Origin of the sequence: Yoonia sp. (assembly GCF_046498525.1) — a bacterium.
Taxonomy (GTDB): Bacteria; Pseudomonadota; Alphaproteobacteria; order Rhodobacterales; family Rhodobacteraceae; genus Yoonia.
In genome coordinates, this window is the sequence record NZ_JAWOAN010000151.1 from 1 (window position 1) to 20,482 (window position 20,482).

20 protein-coding genes and 1 other RNA gene are annotated in these 20,482 nt (G+C 58.8%); 6 read left to right on the forward strand and 15 right to left on the reverse strand.

The window, feature by feature from the left end; genetic code table 11:
• From R6T97_RS09950 to R6T97_RS09965, 4 genes are read right to left on the reverse strand one after another with little or no spacing between them, the layout of a single operon-like run.
• Positions 1 to 1,959 (reverse strand): hypothetical protein, encoded by a 1,959-nt coding sequence (locus tag R6T97_RS09950; protein WP_410349140.1) that lies wholly within the window; start codon positions 1,957 to 1,959, stop codon positions 1 to 3.
• Between the two features lies 1 nt (position 1,960).
• Entirely contained in the window at positions 1,961 to 4,714 is a 2,754-nt protein-coding gene (locus R6T97_RS09955) for a DUF4159 domain-containing protein (protein WP_410349141.1), read from the reverse strand.
• On the reverse strand, positions 4,714 to 5,586 hold the full coding sequence (locus R6T97_RS09960; protein WP_410349142.1) for a DUF58 domain-containing protein: 873 nt from the start codon (positions 5,584 to 5,586) through the stop codon (positions 4,714 to 4,716). The genes R6T97_RS09955 and R6T97_RS09960 overlap by 1 nt, the downstream gene beginning before the upstream one ends.
• Positions 5,583 to 6,590 (reverse strand): AAA family ATPase, encoded by a 1,008-nt coding sequence (locus R6T97_RS09965; protein ID WP_410349143.1) that lies wholly within the window; start codon positions 6,588 to 6,590, stop codon positions 5,583 to 5,585. The genes R6T97_RS09960 and R6T97_RS09965 overlap by 4 nt, the downstream gene beginning before the upstream one ends.
• A 69-nt stretch (positions 6,591 to 6,659) precedes the next feature.
• Between R6T97_RS09965 and R6T97_RS09970 the strand changes: the two genes are divergently transcribed.
• On the forward strand, positions 6,660 to 7,235 hold the full coding sequence (locus R6T97_RS09970) for a DUF1285 domain-containing protein (protein WP_410349144.1): 576 nt from the start codon (positions 6,660 to 6,662) through the stop codon (positions 7,233 to 7,235).
• Here the strand turns inward: R6T97_RS09970 and R6T97_RS09975 are convergent.
• Positions 7,232 to 7,495: a hypothetical protein gene (locus tag R6T97_RS09975; RefSeq protein ID WP_410349145.1), complete on the reverse strand. Its 264-nt coding sequence runs from the start codon at positions 7,493 to 7,495 to the stop codon at positions 7,232 to 7,234. The two genes, R6T97_RS09970 and R6T97_RS09975, sit on opposite strands and share 4 nt — an antisense overlap.
• A gap of 96 nt (positions 7,496 to 7,591) precedes the next feature.
• On the opposite strand from R6T97_RS09975, the gene R6T97_RS09980 reads away from it, so the two are divergent.
• Positions 7,592 to 8,599, forward strand: coding sequence for a serine hydrolase domain-containing protein (locus R6T97_RS09980; RefSeq protein WP_410349146.1), 1,008 nt, complete (start codon positions 7,592 to 7,594; stop codon positions 8,597 to 8,599).
• A 38-nt stretch (positions 8,600 to 8,637) separates the two neighbouring features.
• Here R6T97_RS09980 and R6T97_RS09985 read toward each other — a convergent pair whose 3' ends face one another.
• A complete protein-coding gene (locus tag R6T97_RS09985) occupies positions 8,638 to 10,116 on the reverse strand; it encodes an NAD-dependent succinate-semialdehyde dehydrogenase (protein WP_410349147.1) in 1,479 nt (492 codons plus the stop codon).
• Positions 10,117 to 10,178: 62 nt separating this feature from the next.
• Here R6T97_RS09985 and R6T97_RS09990 point away from each other — a divergent pair, with 62 nt between their 5' ends.
• Both R6T97_RS09990 and R6T97_RS09995 read left to right on the forward strand, forming a co-directional pair.
• Positions 10,179 to 10,955, forward strand: a complete 777-nt coding sequence (locus tag R6T97_RS09990; protein ID WP_410349148.1) for an alpha/beta hydrolase — start codon at positions 10,179 to 10,181, stop codon at positions 10,953 to 10,955.
• A 127-nt stretch (positions 10,956 to 11,082) separates the two neighbouring features.
• The gene (locus tag R6T97_RS09995) at positions 11,083 to 11,370 is read left to right on the forward strand and encodes a hypothetical protein (RefSeq protein ID WP_410349149.1); all 288 of its coding nucleotides are present in this window, start codon (positions 11,083 to 11,085) and stop codon (positions 11,368 to 11,370) included.
• Between the two features lie 73 nt (positions 11,371 to 11,443).
• Here R6T97_RS09995 and R6T97_RS10000 read toward each other — a convergent pair whose 3' ends face one another.
• Positions 11,444 to 12,073: a ribonuclease T2 family protein gene (locus tag R6T97_RS10000; protein WP_410349150.1), complete on the reverse strand. Its 630-nt coding sequence runs from the start codon at positions 12,071 to 12,073 to the stop codon at positions 11,444 to 11,446.
• Positions 12,074 to 12,209: 136 nt separating this feature from the next.
• Between R6T97_RS10000 and R6T97_RS10005 the strand changes: the two genes are divergently transcribed.
• Positions 12,210 to 12,968, forward strand: coding sequence for a DUF1013 domain-containing protein (locus R6T97_RS10005; RefSeq protein ID WP_410349151.1), 759 nt, complete (start codon positions 12,210 to 12,212; stop codon positions 12,966 to 12,968).
• A 196-nt stretch (positions 12,969 to 13,164) separates the two neighbouring features.
• Here R6T97_RS10005 and R6T97_RS10010 read toward each other — a convergent pair whose 3' ends face one another.
• The 6 genes from R6T97_RS10010 to R6T97_RS10035 all read right to left on the reverse strand — a co-directional run bounded on the left by R6T97_RS10010 (position 13,165) and on the right by R6T97_RS10035 (position 18,547).
• On the reverse strand, positions 13,165 to 13,998 hold the full coding sequence (locus R6T97_RS10010) for a hypothetical protein (RefSeq protein ID WP_410349152.1): 834 nt from the start codon (positions 13,996 to 13,998) through the stop codon (positions 13,165 to 13,167).
• Entirely contained in the window at positions 13,995 to 15,296 is a 1,302-nt protein-coding gene (locus R6T97_RS10015) for a hypothetical protein (RefSeq protein ID WP_410349153.1), read from the reverse strand. Before R6T97_RS10015 ends, R6T97_RS10010 begins: the two co-directional genes overlap by 4 nt.
• Positions 15,297 to 15,392: 96 nt before the next feature.
• Positions 15,393 to 15,986 (reverse strand): recombination mediator RecR, encoded by a 594-nt coding sequence (gene recR / locus R6T97_RS10020; protein ID WP_410349154.1) that lies wholly within the window; start codon positions 15,984 to 15,986, stop codon positions 15,393 to 15,395.
• 78 nt (positions 15,987 to 16,064) lie between these two features.
• Positions 16,065 to 16,409, reverse strand: a complete 345-nt coding sequence (locus R6T97_RS10025) for a YbaB/EbfC family nucleoid-associated protein (RefSeq protein ID WP_410349155.1) — start codon at positions 16,407 to 16,409, stop codon at positions 16,065 to 16,067.
• 15 nt (positions 16,410 to 16,424) lie between these two features.
• A complete protein-coding gene (locus tag R6T97_RS10030; RefSeq protein ID WP_410349156.1) occupies positions 16,425 to 16,748 on the reverse strand; it encodes a hypothetical protein in 324 nt (107 codons plus the stop codon).
• Positions 16,749 to 16,801: 53 nt separating this feature from the next.
• Positions 16,802 to 18,547 carry a DNA polymerase III subunit gamma/tau gene (locus R6T97_RS10035; protein WP_410349157.1) on the reverse strand — a complete coding sequence of 582 codons (1,746 nt, stop codon included), beginning with the start codon at positions 18,545 to 18,547 and terminating at the stop codon, positions 16,802 to 16,804.
• 84 nt (positions 18,548 to 18,631) lie between these two features.
• Here R6T97_RS10035 and R6T97_RS10040 point away from each other — a divergent pair, with 84 nt between their 5' ends.
• Positions 18,632 to 19,105, forward strand: a complete 474-nt coding sequence (locus R6T97_RS10040; protein WP_410349158.1) for a protein phosphatase — start codon at positions 18,632 to 18,634, stop codon at positions 19,103 to 19,105.
• A 36-nt stretch (positions 19,106 to 19,141) separates the two neighbouring features.
• Here R6T97_RS10040 and rsgA read toward each other — a convergent pair whose 3' ends face one another.
• Both rsgA and ffs read right to left on the reverse strand, forming a co-directional pair.
• Positions 19,142 to 20,173 (reverse strand): ribosome small subunit-dependent GTPase A, encoded by a 1,032-nt coding sequence (rsgA, locus tag R6T97_RS10045; protein ID WP_410349159.1) that lies wholly within the window; start codon positions 20,171 to 20,173, stop codon positions 19,142 to 19,144.
• Positions 20,174 to 20,350: 177 nt separating this feature from the next.
• Positions 20,351 to 20,448, reverse strand: an RNA gene (ffs, locus tag R6T97_RS10050) — signal recognition particle sRNA small type.
• Between the last annotated feature and the right edge of the window lie 34 nt (positions 20,449 to 20,482).

Sequence of the window (20,482 nt, forward strand, 5' to 3'; positions counted from 1 at the left end):
TCACACCGCGCGATGCATTCCGCACCAGCCACGTCCGGCGGCGGGCCGTCCTTTGCGTACTGTCCGAATGTCAATATCGCCTGCAGATATCGGAAAGACACCGCCACGTGTGTCTTCGACCAGCGGGTCCAGCAATTCACTGCCTGCGATAGTCTGCTCGAATTCCCGCGGTGCTGCGGGGCCGAGAGCGATTACAGCCTTTTCTTCTCCATCATCCAGCCGGTAAAGCCCGATCTCCGGGGCCTCCCAGAGCGTTTCGAACCGACCGGGAGACACTTCTTCCAAACGCAGTGTCGTTTCCGTGCCGTCGGGATGGGTGACGACCACATCGCCGGTATCCAATGATAGTGTACGCCGGATTATCCGCATTGTCTGGCCGGTGGGCTCAACCCAAAGCGCCTCTTCCTCAAGCTCGGGTTCTTTCATCATCCAGTGGGCCAGTCGTCGCAGCAGCTCCAACTGCGGCCCGCCGCCCTCATAGCCTCGGTCCCAGAGCCACGAATGGTCCGACGCAATCAGGGAGACGCGGCCTTCGCCAACGCGATTGAGGGTCAGCAGCGGACGTTCATCAAGGCCGGACATGACGGTCATCGCGTCCTGTGGAACCAAGACGTCGACCAAACGGAACCAGCGCCCCCAACCGGGGCCTTCCCCATCAGGGTTGGGTGACAGCAGATCAAGCCCCTCTGTGACGGGGTGGCGGTCGCCAAGGTCGGTGATTTGCGGCACAAAGCCTTCCTCGAAGACACGTGCTGTCGGCGCACCGGGCAGAATTTGACCCAGGGGCGAGCGATAGATGCTTTCGGCGGACCCGTATTCCGGCCCGGATGAGATCAGCACTGCCCCACCTTGCTCCACGTAAGAGCGGATATTCTCGAGGTACGCACTGGGCAGAATTCCGCGACGGCGATAGCGGTCAAAGATGATCAGATCGAAGTCATGGATTTTCTCGAGAAACAACTCGCGTGTGGGAAAGGCGATCAGGGACAGTTCGTTAACCGGCACACCGTCCTGCTTTTCAGGCGGGCGCAGGATGGTGAAGTGCACCAGGTCAACCGAAGAGTCCGATTTCAGCAGGTTGCGCCACGTACGTTCGCCGGGATGCGGCTCGCCCGAGACCAGCAAGACGCGCAACCGGTCGCGGACCCCGTTGATCTGCACCACCGCCGCATTGTTACGGTTGGTCAGTTCGCCCTCTGCCTCGGGGGTTGTGAATTGCAGCACGTTCATGCCGCCATGCGGCAGTGTGACGGGAAGCTGGATATCCTCGCCGACGGGGACCTGAACGGTAACAGGCGGTTCGCCGTCAATCGCGATCGAAAGCGGGACAGAGGTGGTTTCAGGTGCTGCCCCCTGGTCCTCGATCCGCAAGGTCAGGTTGACTTCTTCGCCAAGGATCGCGAAGGCAGGCGCGTTCTCGACGACCAAGCGTCGGTCCCAATCATCGGGTTGACCGGTCAACAGCGTGTGCAGGGGCGCTGGCAGGTTCGGCGCACGTTCGATGTCATGCAGGCGTCCGTCGGTCACAAGGATAATGCCTGCGATACGCGCGCGCGGTTCTTCGGCGAGAGCGCCGGACAGGGCCGTCATCAGGGTCGTGCCAAGGTCGCCTTCACCGTCGCCCAGTGTCACGGTACGCAGTTCGGTGTTTGCCTGACGCGCAATCTCGGCCTCGATATTCGCGACGGCCGCTGCATTTTGCGACGGGCGGTCGCCGATGCGCTGGCTTGCGCTTTCATCGACAACCATCATCACGATATCGCTCAGCGGTTCACGGTCTTCTTGCTGGATACTGGGGTTTGCGATGGCGGCCAGCAGGGCCAGCCCCGCCAAACCACGCAGCCACCAGCCGGGCAGACGCCGCCATATTGCAAGGATCAGGGCCAGCAGAGCCAAGCCTGCGACGCCATAGAGCAGGACGAGCGGGATCAGCGGATCAAGGACAATTGTTCCTGTCATATCACTGTCCCAACCGATCCAGCAGATCAGGCACATGGACCTGATCCGACTTATAATTGCCCGTCAGCACATGCATGATGACGTTCACGCCAAAACGCAGCGCGATCTCGCGTTGCCGTTCGCCGGACATGCCGCGACCCACAGGGAACATGCGCCGCCCGTTACCATCCACCGCCCAGGCGCGGGCCCAGTCATTACCCCCGATGATGACGGGGGTGACACCGTCGTTGAGATTGCGGAAGGGGATCCCTTCGATCTGTTGCGCATCAATCGGGGCTGCTTCGACCCAGACATCACGGCTGGCGTAACGACCGGGAAAATCTTGTAGCAGGTAAAACGTGCGGGTGAGAACGTGATCGGACGGGATCGGTTCGATCGCAGGGATATCGAGCGACCGGGCAATAGCTTGCAGGCGCTGTCCTTCGGGCGAGCCGGAGCCGAAACGCGCGGTGTCTGCGTCGCGTGTGTCAAACATGATCATCCCGCCAGTGCGCAGATAGCGGTTCAGTTTGGCATAAGCCTCGCGGCTGGGCATCGGTTGGTCGGCGGTGACGGGCCAGTAGAGAAAGGGAAAAAAGGCCAGTTCGTCGCTCTCGACATTCACACCGATGGGGGCGGCCGGTTCGATGGAGGTGCGCCGGAACAGCGTTTGCGACAGGCCCAAGAGCCCGGCTGCGGCAATATCGTCTGTTTCGGCGTCGCCGGTCAGGACGTGGGCCAGAACGACTTCGGACGTTGCCCGTAGCGCGAAATCCTCGGCGGCCTGTGCCTGCGCGTCCGGTGCCCAGAACAGCGCAAGCGCGACAGCAGCGGCGACGTCAGCCCGCGGCCCCCTCAGCCTGCCGCCAATGGCGAGCGACGCAATGACGTCGATGAGCAGGAGTAGAACCGTGGCGCTGAGCAACCAGCCTTTGAGCGCTGTTTCGCGGACAACGGCCATCCCCTCGATTGCGATGCGGGCGGGCCATTGCGCGACATTCAGCACGGTATCTTCTCCGATCACATTGATGGCAAGTTGACGGTCGCTGCCCTTGTAGAGGCCGGGCAACAGTTCTGGCCCGGGGGTGCCTTCGGACAGAACCTCACCTGCGACACCGGGCAGGGCGCTACCGTCTTCGAGCGTTCCAAAGGCATCCAGCACCTTATTTGGTAGCCATGTCGTGCCTGCCAGCTCCGTTGCATCGGGGCTTGCAGGCCGGGTGGAAACGGCCAGACGTTCCAGCATCTGCACGAAAAGGCCGGACAACGGCAAGGTCGACCATTCAGCGTTTGCGGTCACATGTACCAGCACGACCTGACCTTCGCCGATCACCTTTCGCGTCACAAGCGGTGTGCCGTCGGTCAGTTGCGCAATGACACGGTCTGCCAGCGTCGGGTCGGGTTGGGCCATCACCTGACTGGTGACGGTGACGTCATCGGGGACGGGCAGGCCAAAGAAGGGGCTATCTTCGGCAAATGGTGCCAGTGTTTTGGGTTCACCCCAACTCATCGCGCCGCCAACAGAGCGGCCACCCGAGCGCAGGCGCACGGGCAAAAGCGGATCGGTTTCGTTGCGCCCCTGATCTGATGCGGCAAGCCGCGGTCCTGCAAAGCGCAGGAGCATCCCCCCGTTTTCGACCCATTCCTGCACCGCTTCAGCCTCGAGCCCCGCTAGATTGGCGACATCGGCAAGGACGATCACATCGGGGTTCGCCAGCAGGATATCGGTCAGCGTCCCATCAATGATGTCTGCGGTGGGTTCCAGAGCTTCGCGCAGGTAGAACAGGGGCGAAAGCAGCTCCAACCCCTCGCGGTCGTCGCGTCCGGCGATCAACGCAACCTCGCGCCGTTTGAGCGCATCGTCGGTCAGGGTGACGGCACCGGCAGAGCGTCTGCCCGTGATCTCGAAGCGGGTGATCCGGTTGCGCAGTTCCGGGGGCAGGACCATTGCGGTTTCCGCAACTTCTTCTCCGGGGGCGAAACGCAGGGGAACAGTCGCCAACTGCCGTTCGACACCGGCGGGATCAAGACCTATTGCCGTGACGTTTGTTTCCAGCGGGTTGCCGGTGGGTGAACGGGTCGCGGAAACGATGACCTCTCCGTTTTCGAAACGCGCGGGGCGGATGCCGACGATTTGCCGAGGGGTTTGAAACACCGTGACGGCGCCGCGGGCTTCCAGTTCAGCAAGCAGATCTTCGCGTCCGTCCCATTCCAGCCCGTCCGAGATCCAGTAGGTTTCGAAGCGTCCGTCAATGTCTTCGAACCAGGTAGCAGGATCAACCGGCTGCCAAGGCTGCGGCTGGATGCCGGGCAAGCGGTTCTGCCAGTCGCCGGGTGCGGCGAAGGGCAGTTCACCAACGGGCAGATCGTTGAGATTGATCACCGCTGCGCGCCTGTCGGCCAAGGCGGCTTCGGTCAGAAGTGTGTCCACACGATCAATCCGTGCCTGCCAGCTTGGTGCCCCGGCCCAAGACCCATCCAGCAGGATCACAAGATCGCCGGACCCGTCGCGGGCATCTTGCGGGTTCAGGACGGGGCCTGCGAAGCCGACAATGGCGGCGGCCACCGCGAGTATCCGCAAAAGCAGAAGCCACCAAGGTGTACGGTCGCTCTGGCTTTCGTCGTCGGTGAGGCCCAAGAGCAGCGCGACACCCGGAAAGCGCCGCTTGATCGGTGCAGGTGGTACGGCGCGCAGCAATATCCACAAGATCGGCAGCGCGATCAGCCCGAGAAGCAGCCAGGGCACGGTGAAACCTATCGGACCAATGGACCACATCAGGCGCGATGCTCCAGTGCGCCATAAAGCCAAAGAAGGGCGTTTGTGGCACTTTCGCCGGTATGATGTGTCTGGAACTGCCAGCCGCTGATACGCGCAAGCTGCTGCAAACGGTCCTTGCGTTCGGCAAGGCGGTCAAGGTAGCGCCCCTTGAGATCGCCTGCCTTGAGTGTTTCATGCCGCATGGCCCCTGACATGCTTTCAAAAATCGTACGCCCGTCAAAGGGAAAGGCTTCTTCCTGTGGGTCCAGCACCTGAAGCAGTGCGCCACCCACGCCACGATCAGCAGCACGCATCAACGCCTCTTCGATGGGTTCTATGTCGCCCAGAAAGTCGCTGATAAACACTGCGCGCGAATGGGGCAGCATCCCTTGTGCTTCGGGTGCGCCATAGTCCGTGTCGTCTTCCTGCGATAGAAGCTGCGCCATCTGCATAAGTTGTGCTTCGCCGCGACGCGGTGGTAGCCGCAGACCTGTGAGGCCGACACGTTCGCCCCCGCGGATCAGCACGATTGCGCAGGCGAGGCCCAGTGCGCGCGCCCGTTGCGCTTTTGTCGGCAGGTTGTCGTCCGACCCGAAAGACATCGATGCAGCCTGATCGACCCACAGGATGATCGATTGGGCGATCTGCCATTCCTTGTCCTGCACGAAACTCGCATCCGACCGGGCAGAGCGTCGCCAGTCGATGCTGCGCGCCTCGTCGTGCGGCTGCGCGGGACGGTACTGCCAAAACGTATCGCCTGTGCCCGCGCGCCTGCGCCCATGTTCACCCAGCAGGACAGCGCTCGCCAGGTGCTCTGCTTCCGCCAGAAGCGGGGGCAGCGGGGCGGCAAGCGCCTCGGCGTCGGACCTGAGGGTGAGGGGATTGGTCATGCCGCGCTGGCCACGGTTGTGATCTGATCGGCAACGGTGTTGATTACGTCATGGATGCTTTCGCCGCGTGCGCGTGCGGCGAAGGACAGCGCCATGCGGTGTTCAAGGACGGGAACCGCCATGGCGCGCACGTCTTCCGCAGACGGCGCAAGACGTCCTTCCAGTAGTGCCTGCGCGCGAACGGTTAGCATCAAGGCTTGTGCCGCGCGCGGCCCCGGACCCCAGCTGACGTTCTTACGGACAGTATCGGGGGCATCTTCGTCATCGGGGCGGCAGGAGCGGACCAGATCAAGGATCATTTCAACAATATTGTCGCCCACCGGCATCCGGCGCAGAAGGGTTTGTGCATCAAGCAGTTCTTGCGCGGTAAAGACAGCTTGGGATTTTGCATCCTCCACACCTGTCGTCGCAATCAAGATGTCTTTTTCGGTAGAGCGGTCCGGATAGGGCACGTCGATCTGGACAAGGAAACGGTCAAGTTGCGCTTCGGGCAAGGGGTAGGTGCCCTCCTGTTCAATCGGGTTCTGCGTCGCCAGCACGTGAAACGGCACGCCAAGTGCGCGATGCTCGCCCGCGATTGTGACCTCTTTTTCCTGCATTGCCTGCAAGAGCGCCGATTGTGTCCGTGGCGAAGCCCGGTTGATTTCGTCCGCCATCAGAAGCTGACAAAAGATCGGCCCCTCGATGAAACGGAAATTGCGTCGGCCATCATCTGTTGTTTCCAGAACTTCGGACCCAAGAATATCCGCAGGCATCAGGTCTGGCGTGAACTGGATACGGTTCCCTTTCAGGCCCATGACGGTGGACAGCGTATCGACAAGACGTGTCTTGCCAAGACCGGGCAAGCCGATCAACACAGCGTGACCACCGCAGATCAACGCGGTCAGCGTCAGGTCCACGACGCGTGGCTGGCCAATGAAACGGGCTGCGATACTGTTTCGCGCCTCTGCCAGTTTTGCGCCCAGATTTTCAATCTGATCGACGAGATCGGCGTTGTTGGCCATGACTTTTCTCCGGTTGAACTATATCTTGTATCACATCAGATAATACCATCTCACCCAATGGCAAAAACAATGACCACACAAAAGATTGTGAAACCATCCGCAGAAAGCATCGCCAGCAGCGCACGTGCCGCCCAAAAAGGCGGTTTGCCACCGGTGCATTTGTGGAATCCGCCGCATTGTGGTGACATCGACATGCGGATCGCCCGCGACGGGACATGGTTTTACATGGGAACTCCGATCGGGCGGGCGGAACTGGTCAGGCTTTTTTCGACAATTCTGCGCAAGGATGGGGACGACTATGTGCTCGTCACTCCGGTCGAAAAGGTCGGAATTACCGTCGACGATGCGCCATTCGTTGCGGTTGACTTTAACAAACGCGGTGACGGGCTGGAGTTCCAGACCAATGTCGGCGACCGTATGGTCGCAGGACCCGATCACCCGATCCGTGTCGAGCGCGACCCCGAAACCGGTGAGCCTTCGCCATATGTCTTGGTGCGCGCCAACCTTGAGGCGTTGATCGACCGCAAGTCTTTCTACCGGTTGGTCGAGCTTGGGGAGCATAGCGAACACGAAGACGAGCAGTGGTTCGGTATCAGATCACAGGGTGAATTCTTTCCGATCATTCCGTCTGCGGAACTGCACTAGAACGGGCCTTCGCGGGCCCAAAAGAACAAGAACAGCCCCAAAGGACGCCACCTGCAATCATCGCCAGACCGGTCCATGCGTGGATGGGCCATTGATTCGTCACACCCGACCTGCGCCTGCAATGCGACACGGTCCATGCGGCCAAGATCACCCGAGACGTCTTGGGCACATGGCAAGCAATGCGCGATATCACGGCCCATGTGCAGATCGCCCAATTGCCGGATCGGGATAAACCGGACCGGGGCGAGATTGACGAACACAGCCTCCCGGCTGGCGCGGCGCATCGCACAAAATTGTTAATGGCAGGTCCGGCGCAAGTGCCTATGTTCTATCCCAAACACTTTGAAGGAGCGGTTATGCACATGAAACGTCGCGGTTTTCTGAGCGCAGGATTGGCAACTTTGGCCACCCCCATGCTGGCGCAGACAAATCCGTGGGCCGTGGCCATTCAAACCGCTCGAGGCTTTGACCAGTGCCATGCGCTGGTGATCCGGCAATCGGGGCAATCGGTTGCGACCGAGGTCTTTCGCGGGCCGGGGTTGAACCGTGCGGTTTCTGTAAAGTCTGTGTCGAAAACGATTGTTGCCGCTTTGACAGGCGCAGCACTGGATCGTACGGAGCTTTCTTCTCTCAGCGCCACGTTGGGCGATGTTGCGCCCCGATTGATCCCAGCCAATGCCGATCCCCGTGTTGCAGGGATTACCATTGAAAATCTGGTCACCATGCAGGCCGGACTCGAGCGGACCTCCGGTGCCAATTACGGCGGATGGGTCAGCAGCGGCAACTGGGTCGCCAATGCGCTCGGGCGCCCATTTGTCGCAGAGCCGGGCGCGCGGATGCTTTATTCTACGGGGTCATTCCACATCTTGGGGGCTGTACTGAGTGAGGTGTCGGGACAGTCCCTATTGTCGCTGGCGCGGCGGAGGTTGGGCGATCCTTTGGGCATCGAAATACCGGCATGGACCCGTGACCCCCAAGGCCGGTATATGGGCGGGAACCAGATGGCACTGACGCTTGATGCCATGGTGCGTTTTGGCGAGTTGTATCGTTTGGATGGCCGGTTTGAAGGGCAGCAGGTTCTAAGCGCGGATTGGGTCAGGCGTTCATTTGAAAGGCGCACGCAGTCATTCTTTTCGGGGTTGGACTATGGCTATGGCTGGTTTCTGGGTGAAGCTGCGGGTGTGCAATATGCCTTGGCACGGGGTTATGGCGGCCAGATCATTTGCGTGGCACCTGATATTGAACTGACACTTGCAATCACGTCGGACCCGACGCGGCCTGCCCGAAGCGGCGGGTATTTCGGGGACTTGCAAAGACTGATCGAGCGGCAAATCCTGCCGCTCGCCAAATCGCAGATCGTGTGACGGCGTAAGGTGGATCGTGATCGACCTTACCTTTTCATCTACACGCTGGTGCAGATATACTTCATTTCGAGATAGTCTTCGATCCCGTGGCTGGACCCTTCGCGCCCCAAGCCGGACTGTTTCACGCCACCAAACGGGGCGACCTCGGTTGAAATGATCCCTGTGTTGATGCCAACAATGCCGTATTCCAGTGCCTCGGATACCTTTGTCACGCGGCTCAGGTCGTTGGCGTAGAAATAGGAGGCCAAGCCAAAGATCGTATCGTTGGCCTGCGCGATCACATCGTCCTCGTCCTCAAACTTGAAGAGGGGCGCGAAGGGGCCAAAGGTTTCGTCCGTGCTGACAAGCATATCTTTGGTCGCGTTGGTGATGATCGTCGGTTCAAAGAACTGCCCGCCAAGATCGTGTGGCTTGCCACCCGTGAGGATTTCGCCGCCTTTGGACAGCGCGTCTTCCAGATGCGATTGCACTTTCGTGACAGCCTTGGGCTCGATCAGCGGGCCCAAAGTGGTCCCTTCCTTCATGCCGTCGCCCACGCGCAGCGCCTCGACTGCGGTTTTGAACTTGGCGGCGAAGGCGTCATAGACACCGGCCTGCACATAGATACGGTTGGCGCAGACGCACGTTTGCCCGTTGTTGCGGAATTTGCAGGCGATGGCACCTTCGACGGCGGCATCAAGGTCAGCGTCGTCAAACACGATGAATGGCGCATTGCCGCCCAGCTCCATCGAACATTTGATCACCTGATCGGCGGCTTGCGCCAAGAGGATGCGCCCGACTTGGGTAGAGCCGGTAAAGGTCAGTTTGCGCACTGCAGGGTTTTCGCAGAAAGCCTTGCCGATTGCGGGCGCATCAGAGGATGTGACCACGGAAAAGAGGCCGTCTGGTACGCCGGCTTCCTGTGCAAGCTTGGCCATGGCAAGAGCCGACAGTGGTGTCAGTTCGGACGGTTTGATCACAAAGCCACAGCCTGCGGCGAGGGCGGGTGCAACCTTGCGCGCAATCATTGCATTGGGGAAGTTCCAGGGTGTGATCCCCACAGCCACGCCGATCGGTTGCCTGATCACGGTGATGCGCTTGTCCGCCATATGACCGGGGATCGTTTCTCCGTAGATGCGTTTGGCCTCTTCGGCGAACCACTCCACAAATGATGCGCCATAGGCAACTTCGCCACGCGCTTCGGCCAGCGGTTTACCCTGCTCGGCTGTCATGATGATGGCAAGGTCTTCCTGATTTTCCATCATCAGGTCAAACCACTTGCGCAGCACTTTGGAGCGCTCTTTTGCGGCAAGGGCCGCCCATGGCTTGCGGGCCTTGTCAGCGGCAGCAATCGCCTGAGCGACCTCATCTATGGACAGGTCGGGTACTCTTGCGATCACGTCGCCCCGGGCCGGGTTCGTTACCTCGAATGTCTTGCCGTTGGCGGCCTGTACCCAGGCACCAGCCAAAAGGGTATCTTCACAGACAAGATCAGGACGCGACAGCATGGATTTGAGATTTGTGGATTCGTCGAGCATAGTGGCCTCCTATAGATTTAAACTCTATCTGACCGATATAGTGCAGTGCCGTAAAGGGGGGCATGATGGAATTAGACGATGCTTATGCGAATGCGGCCCATATTCCGGGCGGTGACGCCTATCCCGAAAAATGGGCGCAGGCAGCGGCGGTTTTTCGCGCGCAGGCGCTGTGCGAACTAGATTTGCCGTATGGTGAAACCCCAAGGCAGAAACTGGATATTTTCCATCCATCGCGGTTAGCCAAGGGTTTGGTTGTCTTCATTCATGGAGGGTACTGGCTTCGCTTTGATAAATCTTACTGGTCGCATCTGGCCGCTGGTCCCTTGGCCCATGGCTGGGCCGTTGCAATGCCGTCTTACGATCTTTGCCCCGACGTTGGGATTTCCGATATCGGCAATGAAGTCGCTGCAGCCATCGCATTGGCGGCGGATCGCGTGCCAGGGCCATTGCGTCTGACCGGACATTCGGCTGGCGGGCAACTGGCCGCACGCATGACCGCGCGGCGCTTTGGGGCGAAGTGGCAGGACCGTATTGCAAACGTCGTTCCCATTTCTCCGATTGCAGACCTTGCGCCATTGATGCGGACATCCATGAACGCTGATTTGAAACTGGACGACGCAGAAGTGCAAAGCGAAAGTCCGATACACCTGCCGAAACCCGATGTCCCGGTCACCGTCTGGGTCGGATCACAAGAGAGACCGGTATTTCTAGAGCAGGCCGATGCACTGGCGAAGGTATGGCACTGCGAAAAGGTAATTGCCGCAGGCGAACATCATTTCAGCGTTGTCGAAGGGCTGGCCGACCCCGAGGGCGCAGTGACCACCGCACTTCTGGCATAGCTTGCCAAGAGGCGGGCGCGTAGTGGTAGACCTGAACGAAATCTCAACATATGGTGTCTTAACTGGATAAAACGCGCGAATCGCGCACAAGTGGATGGTATTTGATTTGGGTATTGGGCGCGGTATAATGATCATTTTGGCGGCAGGCGCACTGTCAGCCTGTGAATCAACATTTGGCGGCGACAAAAAGTTCGTTGATAGTGGTTTTGATGGCGGCTTTTTACGTGATGGTGTGGCGAGCGTGTGGGTTGATCCGGACGGCTGTCAACACTGGTACATTGACGACGGGATCGAGGGCTATATGACACCGCGCCTGAACCGTGATGGCACCCCCAAATGTCAGGACGCGCGCGGTGAAATCACGCTCAAGGATGGCAGCCAGATTGCGTCCGAGCAGGAACCGTCAAATACCTGATCGTCCGGCTCATGCATTCTGAACTTGGGTTGAAAAGGCGTCGGCTTTCTTCAAGCCTGTGTCTTGGAGTTCGCTAGCGCATCGGGTTAAACTGCGCGTTTGTCAGGGTGCAATCCCGGATCACATCACGGCCACAGTCACGAAATTCCAGATCGCGGGTCAGGCAAATACGGGCCTCTTGTATAAAGCCCGATTTGCAGGTGATCGTGATCTGATCAGCCTCCAGCGTGGGATTGTCTTGCAGAAATGCCTCTTCAATCAAAGACGCCGGAAGTGTGACTTCTTCCGTCAATGCGCGGAACACTTGGGGGCGGGTGGTGCGCCCGAACGCTCTGCGCGAAAGGGCGAAATAGGCGTCCGCGGACAGCCCCGAACAGACACCATGTTTGCGCCATTGATGCCATGCCAAACCTGATGTCCCCATGATGTCTGCCATTGCGGATGTATCGCTGCGGCTGGGAGGGCTTTCGCTGGTCGCGCAGTTTGCCGGATAGCCCTGCTCGTATTGTGGCCAGAGCCCGTGCAGTATCCAGCCAAAGTCTGCCGATGGATCACACTGTTCCGAACTGCGGGCGTCACCTTCCAGTGCGCACCAGTTCGCAGACCACGAAAGCGACATGACATAGTAATCAAAGTCGCCAGCGCGGTCTTGTGCCGAAATTGGCGTCGCTATCAGGCAGAATAGGGCGAAAAAGCGGTACATTTTGATCTTTCCTATTTTCACCTGTGTCACTATATAGAGCTTAAGTTCCCCGACAATGCGAACCCGGCTGCCACCGCAGTCTGCCCACCTCGAGGGCGCGGGAAAGGCTTGTCCGTTGATAAGATGGAGATGAAAGATGTCCGATAAACCGATTATGGCCAAAGCGACCGCCGTCTGGCTTTGCGACAACACCACGCTGACCTTCAAGCAGATTGCAGACTTCTGTGGTTTTCACGAGCTGGAAGTGCAAGGCATCGCTGACGGTGATGTAGCTGCGGGCGTGAAGGGCTTTGACCCTGTCGCCAACAACCAGCTGACACAGGAAGAGCTCGACAAGGCCGAAGCAGATCCCGCGCACAAGCTGAAGCTCAAATTCTATGCTGCCGCCGCCGGCGAAGAAAAACGCCGTGGTCCCCGGTATACGCCGCTCTCCAAGCGGCAGGATCGCCCGGCTTCGATCTATTGGCTGGTGAAATTCCACCCGGAACTGACAGACGGTCAAATTTCCAAATTGGTGGGCACGACGAAACCAACCATTCAGGCGATCCGCGAGCGGACGCACTGGAACATCAACAACCTTGAACCGATTGATCCGGTTGCCTTGGGCCTGTGCAAGCAGTCTGAACTTGATGCGGCTGTGCAGAAAGCCAATGCCAAAAGAGAAAAAGAGGGCGCAGTCATGTCTGATGACGAGCGTCGCAAGCTTGTAAGTACCGAGCAGTCGCTGGGTATGGCCGCAGAGCCGAAGATGCCAACGGCGATGGCCGGCCTTGAGACGTTCAGTCTGACAGATTCGCGTGATGAAGAAGAAGAGGAAGAAAAGACCGATGATCGGGACGTTTCCGATGCGGAAAGCTTCTTTAACTTGCCGGACGACGACGAGAGCAAAGACTAACCTCGGCAATATAATGCAAAGAGGGCGTCCTGCGTGGGCGCCCTTTGTTGTTTAACGGGGTCGTTGGGTGACGATAAAAGTATTTTATGTTGTTGCCGGAATACGATGCACCGACGGGCTCAAACCCGTGCGTGCGAGTGCGCTAGAGGTTTATTAGCACATCGATAACATCAGGAGTTTGGCCGCAAGGTTCACCCTAAGCTGGATTGACGATTTCTGCGACCAGATCAGCAAACCCGGTCGCATCCACCTGCATCGGGTCGACATAAACTGTGAATTCCGCCGTTGCTTCAAGCCGCTGAGGATTTGTGCCTGCGGGTAATACTTCAAGGTCGGTGATCCATAATTCGTGCACATCAAGTGACACGCGCGTCAAAACGCAATTGCCAAATTCATCGCGCAACCTGTCACAGAGCGTTTGCGCCTGGCTCAGCATCGCGGCGCGTGTTTCAGCGTTGTTGGGCGGGCGCAGGTCGCCTTCTTGCGGTAGCACGGCCCTTGCACTTAGCAACTGGCCATTTTCAACAAGCGACGGATCGCCGAGGTCGGATGACGGAATGAAAGACAGTCGGCCGTTCATCACCCATTTGCCTTCACGGTTTTCGCGTGTCTGCGTGTGGGTCAGATCGCAGGTCGTACCAATGGTTGCGATGACTTCGGCGCAATACGCGATCAGCTGTGCAGGCGCGCGTGCGGCGGCGTATAGCCCCAGAAAGGCATCTTCCGGCGCCTGCTCGCCATCATTGAGGAGTTCTTCAGCGCTGAGGACTTTTTCAACTGTAACGTAACGCGCTTGCGTCATCTCGTTCGGGATGAACGTGTCACGCAGGTCCGGCCGATCGTTGAGCCATTGGAAAGGGTCTTCTGGCGCGGCTTCCGCTTCCGCTGCAGGAACGGCAGTCTGCGGCATGAATTGGTCTGTACGCTCACTGATCCAACCGCCCACATTGAAGCCACCGAAGTTGAGCGCCACGACTGGCAATGCCAAGATCAGCAAAAAGATCAGGAATGAGATGCGCCCGCGTTTCATGGGTTGGCCCCTTCCACAGCAGGTGGATCAAGGGCGCTGATATCGCCGCCGATGGCTGCCGCAAGCAGATCCTGATGCAGCCGCGCAGCTGCTGCATTGCGCGAAGCGGCATCGCCGACAAACAAATGGTCCGCTTCCATCAAGTGAACATCGCGTCCTGCAAGGGGGCTGTATGCAAACGGTTCTGCAGGTTGCGGACCCAAGAGCACATGGGCAGCATCGCGGGCTGTGACCGTGTTGGTCGCCGCATCCACGCCAAGGGTCGTGGTAAACCACCGGTTATAGGCCGCGTAGCCTTTGCTGTAGGAATACATTTCGTTTTGGGAAACGAGACTGCCCGCTTCTGATTTCCGGGATGCGATCCAGTCTGGCTCCGGGTTGCGCCACGGGCGGATCATACAGTCGCGTGGCGTATCGTCAGCGCCGTATTGATGGGGCGGGACGAAATCACTGACAAGCATCCCTTCGATCGTGGTGTCAACCGGCAGGTTCGCAGCACCCGAGAAGTCCGATCCGATCAATGCAACATGGGCGATTTCCACCTCTGGTGCCGGATGCAGGTTCCAGATAATACCTTGGCCGATGTTTTGCAGAACCAGATAAAGCGGAGCCGAGGTGTCGGTGATGAAAACATCCAGAACCGCTTTTTCGCCGGTGAGGCCCATTTCGGTCGTGGGTGGCGCACCGTCCTGCGTGACAGATTCGACGTGGAAAAGAAGCTGATCTGCAAGCTGCCGGTTTGAAAAGGCATAAAGAGGTGCGGGCAACAGCGCGTTTTCAATACGCACACCCATGATCTTTTCCGAAGGAAGCAGGGGTCGCAGATTACACTGCGCTTTGCGGATGATCGGGATGATGTCGCCGATCTCTGTGTTCCCGGTGGGAAGGCTGACGTTGTCCACAATATCCAAGAGGGTCAGGACACCAGAACCAGCGAGCACCGACGGAGAGCTGAGAACGGGTCCCTGATCTGACATCGTATCGGTTTCCGGGATCGCTTCGGGCGGCAGGCCACCTGCGGCCAAACTGTCGTCAGGCGCTATCATGCCGACAAGCATATCCTTAAGGTCTTGCGGGATCGCCTGCCAACCATAATAGCCACCTGTACCAGCAGCAGCGAGGATGATCATCCAAATGATACCGTTTCGGATCGGGTGGCGTTTGTGCGGTGTGTTGTAGTCAAAATCAGCGATATCACGCGTTGGCTGTTTTGAAGATGTTTCCACCCCCTGACCGCGCTCTTGCGTAATGCGGCTCAACCGTTGCGCGAAGTCTTGTTGCCGCTGATCATCTGTCATGTCACTCAACGTCCCTCGTTATCCCGTCCGCATAATGCGGGATTGGGGCATGGCCTGTGCGAAGTTATGGCAATATCTGGGTCAATGCAGCCTTTGTCAAAGTGCTTTGCGCGCGTTGAGGGCGGCCGTGATCGTGCCATCGTCCAGATAATCCAGTTCGCCACCCACCGGCACGCCTTGCGCGAGTGATGTCACAGTCATGCCGGGCAGTTGATCTGCAATGTAATGTGCGGTGGTCTGGCCGTCGATCGTGGCTGCCAGGGCGAGGATAACCTCTGTCACGTTTTCCGTCTTGATCCGGTCGATCAGCTTGGGGATACGCAACTCTTCGGGGCCGATGGCGTCCAGTGCCGATAGGGTGCCGCCCAGCACATGGTAACGCCCCTTGAACACCCCGCTGCGTTCCATCGCCCAAAGATCGGCCACGTCTTCGACAACGGCGATCTGTCCTATAGCGCGCTTCTCCGAGTTGCAGATATCGCAGATATCCGTCGTGCAAATGTTCGCGCAATTCAAACATTCGCGTACTGTTGTACCCACCCGCTGCATTGCATCCGCCAAAGGAAGCAGGACCAGCGACCGTTTCTTGATCAGATGCAACACCGCGCGCCGGGCTGAACGGGGACCAAGCCCCGGCAGCTTTGCCATCAGCGCAATCAGATTGTCGAGGTCGTCTGTGCCGTTTGTCATTATGCTCACATGGGCCAAACAAATCTTGTGAAATTTGTTCGGCCCTCAAGGGAATTTTCGCCGAAAATTATCTGCTGTCTAGAAAGGCAGATTCATACCCGGTGGCAAGCCAAGCGCTTCGGTCATCTTGCTCATTTCTTCCTGTGCGCGTTCAGTCGCCTTGCTTTGCGCGTCCTTGATTGCCGCAAGGATCAGGTCTTCAACGACCTCCTTGTCGTCGCCGTTGAAAATCGACGGATCGATATCGAGCCCCTTGAGTTCGCCTTTGGCCGTCGCTGTCGCCTTGACCAAACCGGCACCGCTGACGCCCTCGACAATGATATTTTCAAGGTCTTCCTGCATCTCGGCCATTTTGCCCTGCATTTCCTGCGCTTGCTTCATCATCTTGGCCATATCGCCAAGCCCGCCAAGTCCTTTGAGCATATCGCTGATCTCCTGTTATATCTTGTGCCGCTTCAAGGGCGCAGTGTAGAGCACTACACCGATACACACCATAGTAGCAACGAGGATGAACAGCGTTGCATTGCCGATGCAGCCTTCATCCATTGCCGCTGTGCGGGTCGTTCCATCGCTGCCCCAACCTGTTGCCAGAAAAGTTGACAGGCTCCAACCGACGACAACGGCCAATCCGCCCCATTCGCTGCGAAACCGGATGGCAAGAGCCGTGGCAATGACCAAAAGCAGAACGATCGGGGTTTGCAGCAAATAAAGAAATTCACCGACTGCGGTCACTGGTGTGCCATCCCAGTTCGGGCGCTGCAAGGTGCAGGCCTGCGCCCATGCGGGCGCCGGACAAATCAATGCAGCCCCCGATATCAGTCTTCGTCGAACGGGTCCCATTCATCATCCACTTCGGGCAACGCATCGGTGAGCGCGTCTTGCTCTTTCTCTGCCTCGGTTCTGATTTCGGTAATCTTTGCCTTGGGGAAAGCCGCGATCACGGCTTTTACCAGCGGATGCTCCCGAGCCTCTTGCAGCAGTGCGTTTTCTGCCGCGTCACGTGTTTCGGCGATTGTCGGGCCACCGCCGTCCGCCACGCTGATGGCCCAGCGATTACCCGTCCAAGCCTGCAACCTTGCACCGAGACGCCCGACAAGGTCGCGGGCGGCGCTGGGTGTCGGGTTTACTTCGATCCGGCCGGGTTGATAGCTGACAAGGCGCAGGCCTGTTTCGACCTCGACCAGCAGTTTCACATCGCGGTGCGTACGGATCAGTTCAACGACGTCTTCGAACCGAGCGTAGTGTTGCAGGGCGTCGGTTTGTATCGCCAAGGCAGTCTGTGCGCCGGACGCTGAAGGGCCACTTGGGCCGGAATGTGTGGGCGCTGGCGCGTGGCTCATTGCATTGGTGCTGCCAGCTTGAGGCGCTGGCCTGCTGCCTGATGGACCTGCCGGTGGCGGGGTTGCGTCTTGCAGTTTGCGCACCAGTTCTTCTGGGGACGGCAGATCGGCCACATGCGTCAAACGGATCACGGCCATTTCGGCGGCCATCATCGCATTGGGGGCCATCGCCACTTCTTCCAGCGATTTCAGCAGCATTTGCCACATGCGAGAAAGTACTCGCATTTGCAGATCAGACGCCATCGCCTGACCGCGTGTGCGTTCATCGGGGCTGATGGTGGGGTCTTCGGCGGCTTCCGGCGTGATCTTGATGACACTGATCCAGTGGCAAACCTCGGCCAGATCACGCAAGACGGCCATCGGGTCTGCCCCGTCGGCGTATTGCCCCGAAAGCTCGGTCAGGGCGGCGGCAGCTTCGCCGCGCAGGATCATGTCAAAAAGGTCGAGCACGCGTCCCCGATCCGCCAGACCAAGCATCGCGCGTACTTGATCGGCAGTGGTTTCACCTGCGCCGTGGCTGATCGCCTGATCAAGCAGTGATTGGGCGTCGCGGGCCGATCCTTCGGCAGCGCGTGTGATCAAGGCGAGTGCCTCGTCCGTAATTTCGGCCCGTTCAGCAGTAGCGATTTTGCGCAGGAGCGCGATTTGTGTTTCCGGTTCGATCCGGCGCAGATCGAAACGTTGACAGCGTGACAGCACCGTTACCGGCACTTTGCGGATTTCCGTCGTGGCGAAAATGAATTTTACATGCGCGGGCGGTTCTTCAAGCGTCTTAAGCAGCGCGTTGAATGCCCCTGTCGAGAGCATATGCACCTCGTCGATGATGTAGACCTTGAACCGCGCAGAGGCGGCGCGGTAATGCACGCTGTCGATAATTTCGCGGATATTGGCGACACCCGTATTCGAGGCGGCGTCCATTTCCATCACGTCCACATGGCGGCCCTCCATGATGGCCACACAGTGTTCGCATTTGCCGCAGGGTTCGGTCGTTGGGCCGCCGGTACCATCCGGTCCGATACAGTTCATGCCCTTGGCAATGATCCGCGCCGTTGTCGTTTTGCCGGTGCCGCGAATGCCTGTCATGATAAAGGCCTGCGCGATCCGGTCTGCGGCGAAGGCGTTCTTCAGTGTCCGCACCATCGCGTCCTGCCCGACCATATCGGCAAAGGTTTCGGGCCGGTATTTGCGAGCGAGCACTTGGTATTGCGGCTGATCTGTCATGGTTGCCTTCGGATGGGATTCGCGCGTTACGTTAGAGTAAGCAGGTGATACTGAATGGTCCACCGCAATGCAGAGAGGGAACCGATGATAGAGTTTGCGATTTATCGTTTGCCTGTGGGCGGTGGCGAACTGGCGCTTTCACCGATGCCGGGACGGACGCGTCATTACTATACCGATTGGCAGCATCTGATGCAGTGGCGGCCTGATCTGGTCCTTACGATGACGACACTGGCCGAGCTGGAGCGCAAGGGCGCAGGGACACTCGGAGAGGACCTGAGGAATGAAGGGATCGGTTGGTTGCATCTGCCGGTTACAGATTTCGGTGTGCCGGATGATATGAATTGGCCGCAGGTGCGCGAACGAGTGCTTGCGGTTTTGAGGCAAAAGGGCCGCGTACTGGTGCATTGCTTTGGCGGCTGCGGGCGGTCGGGGATGATGGTGCTCCGGCTGATGATTGCCAGCGGAGAGGCGCCGGACAAGGCCTTGATACGCTTGCGCGGAGTGCGCGCCTGTGCCGTGGAAACCGATGATCAGATGAACTGGGCATGGCAAGGGTAAAGCGGGGCATGATACACCTTGTCCTTGCGCAAAGCGCTACTTGTCCTTTTTATTGATCGCCGAGCGATAGATCTTGCCCTGCTTGCGCCCGCGGTCACGCGCTTGTGCGATTGTCTCGGTTGCGAGTTGGTTTTCGCGTTTGAGTTTCTTGAAACGCTTTAGGCGCTCGGGATCAATGTTGCCTGCCGCGATTGCGGTCTGCACCGCGCAACCCGGCTCCGATTCATGCGCGCAGTCGCGAAATTTGCACTGCTCGGCCAATTCTGAAATCTCGGGGAAGGTCGCATCAATTCCATAGGCCACCTCAGCCACCCCAAGCCCGCGCATACCGGGTGTGTCGATCAGCCAGCCACCACTGCCCATCCGGTGCAGCGAGCGTCCTGTTGTCGTATGGCGTCCGCGCGCGTCATCCTCGCGAATGGCTTGGGTGGCGGCATCCCCACCGGTCAGCGCGTTGGCAATTGTGGTCTTTCCCACACCGGAGGAGCCAGCCAGCGCGACAGTCTGGCCCTTGCCGCACCAAGGCGCGAGCAATGCCGCAACATCGCCGGACTTGGCATCCATGGCGATGACTTCAAGATTGCGGCCCAAGACCCGCGCTTGATCAATATAGACGCCAGGATCATCTGCTTGGTCTGCCTTGGTCAGCACGATCACCGGCGTGATCATTGCGTCATGCGCAAGCGCCAGATAGCGTTCCAGACGTGCAGGGTTGAAGTCGTTGTTGCACGATGAGGTGATGAAAAGCGTATCAAGATTGGCGGCAATCAATTGTTTTTCACCGGTGTGATACTCTGTCCCGCGGGTCAGTTCGGTCTGCCGCTCAAGGACGCGGATCAGCCGGTGTTGGTCGGGGGCGCAGAGCACCCAATCACCGACGCCGACTGCGGCTGTCGTGATCCCGGGGTCGAGCGTCAGCTCCAGCGTGCCAAGTTCTGAAAAGCCCACGACCCGGTCGCGGTGGACCGTGGCGATGCGGGCAGGGGTAAGAGTTTCCAACTCTTCAAGATCAAGCTGGGACATGTAAAAGGGCGACCAGCCAAGGGCTTCGCGCGTCAATTCTGTCAATGAACTGTCCTCGTCAAAGGGCTACGGTTCGCTGGCGATGGTGCGTCAGCGGGAACCGGACGAGGGGGCGGAAATAGCTTCAGCGCGCCCGAACCGGGAGGGTGTTTGTTGCGACAATCATAAACATCCTCCTTTGCTGGATGATTTCCATACCCTTCAATTTGCCTTGCAAATCGAAGGTGAGAGGCTGACAACGACCCAAGCGGGGCTCGTTATGGCTGCTTCCTTCCGGACCTGACCAGGTTGGCGAGGCGCTCGCCCGCGCCAACCTCTCACGCAGACATATAGGCTGAGTCCCCCGTCTTCGCA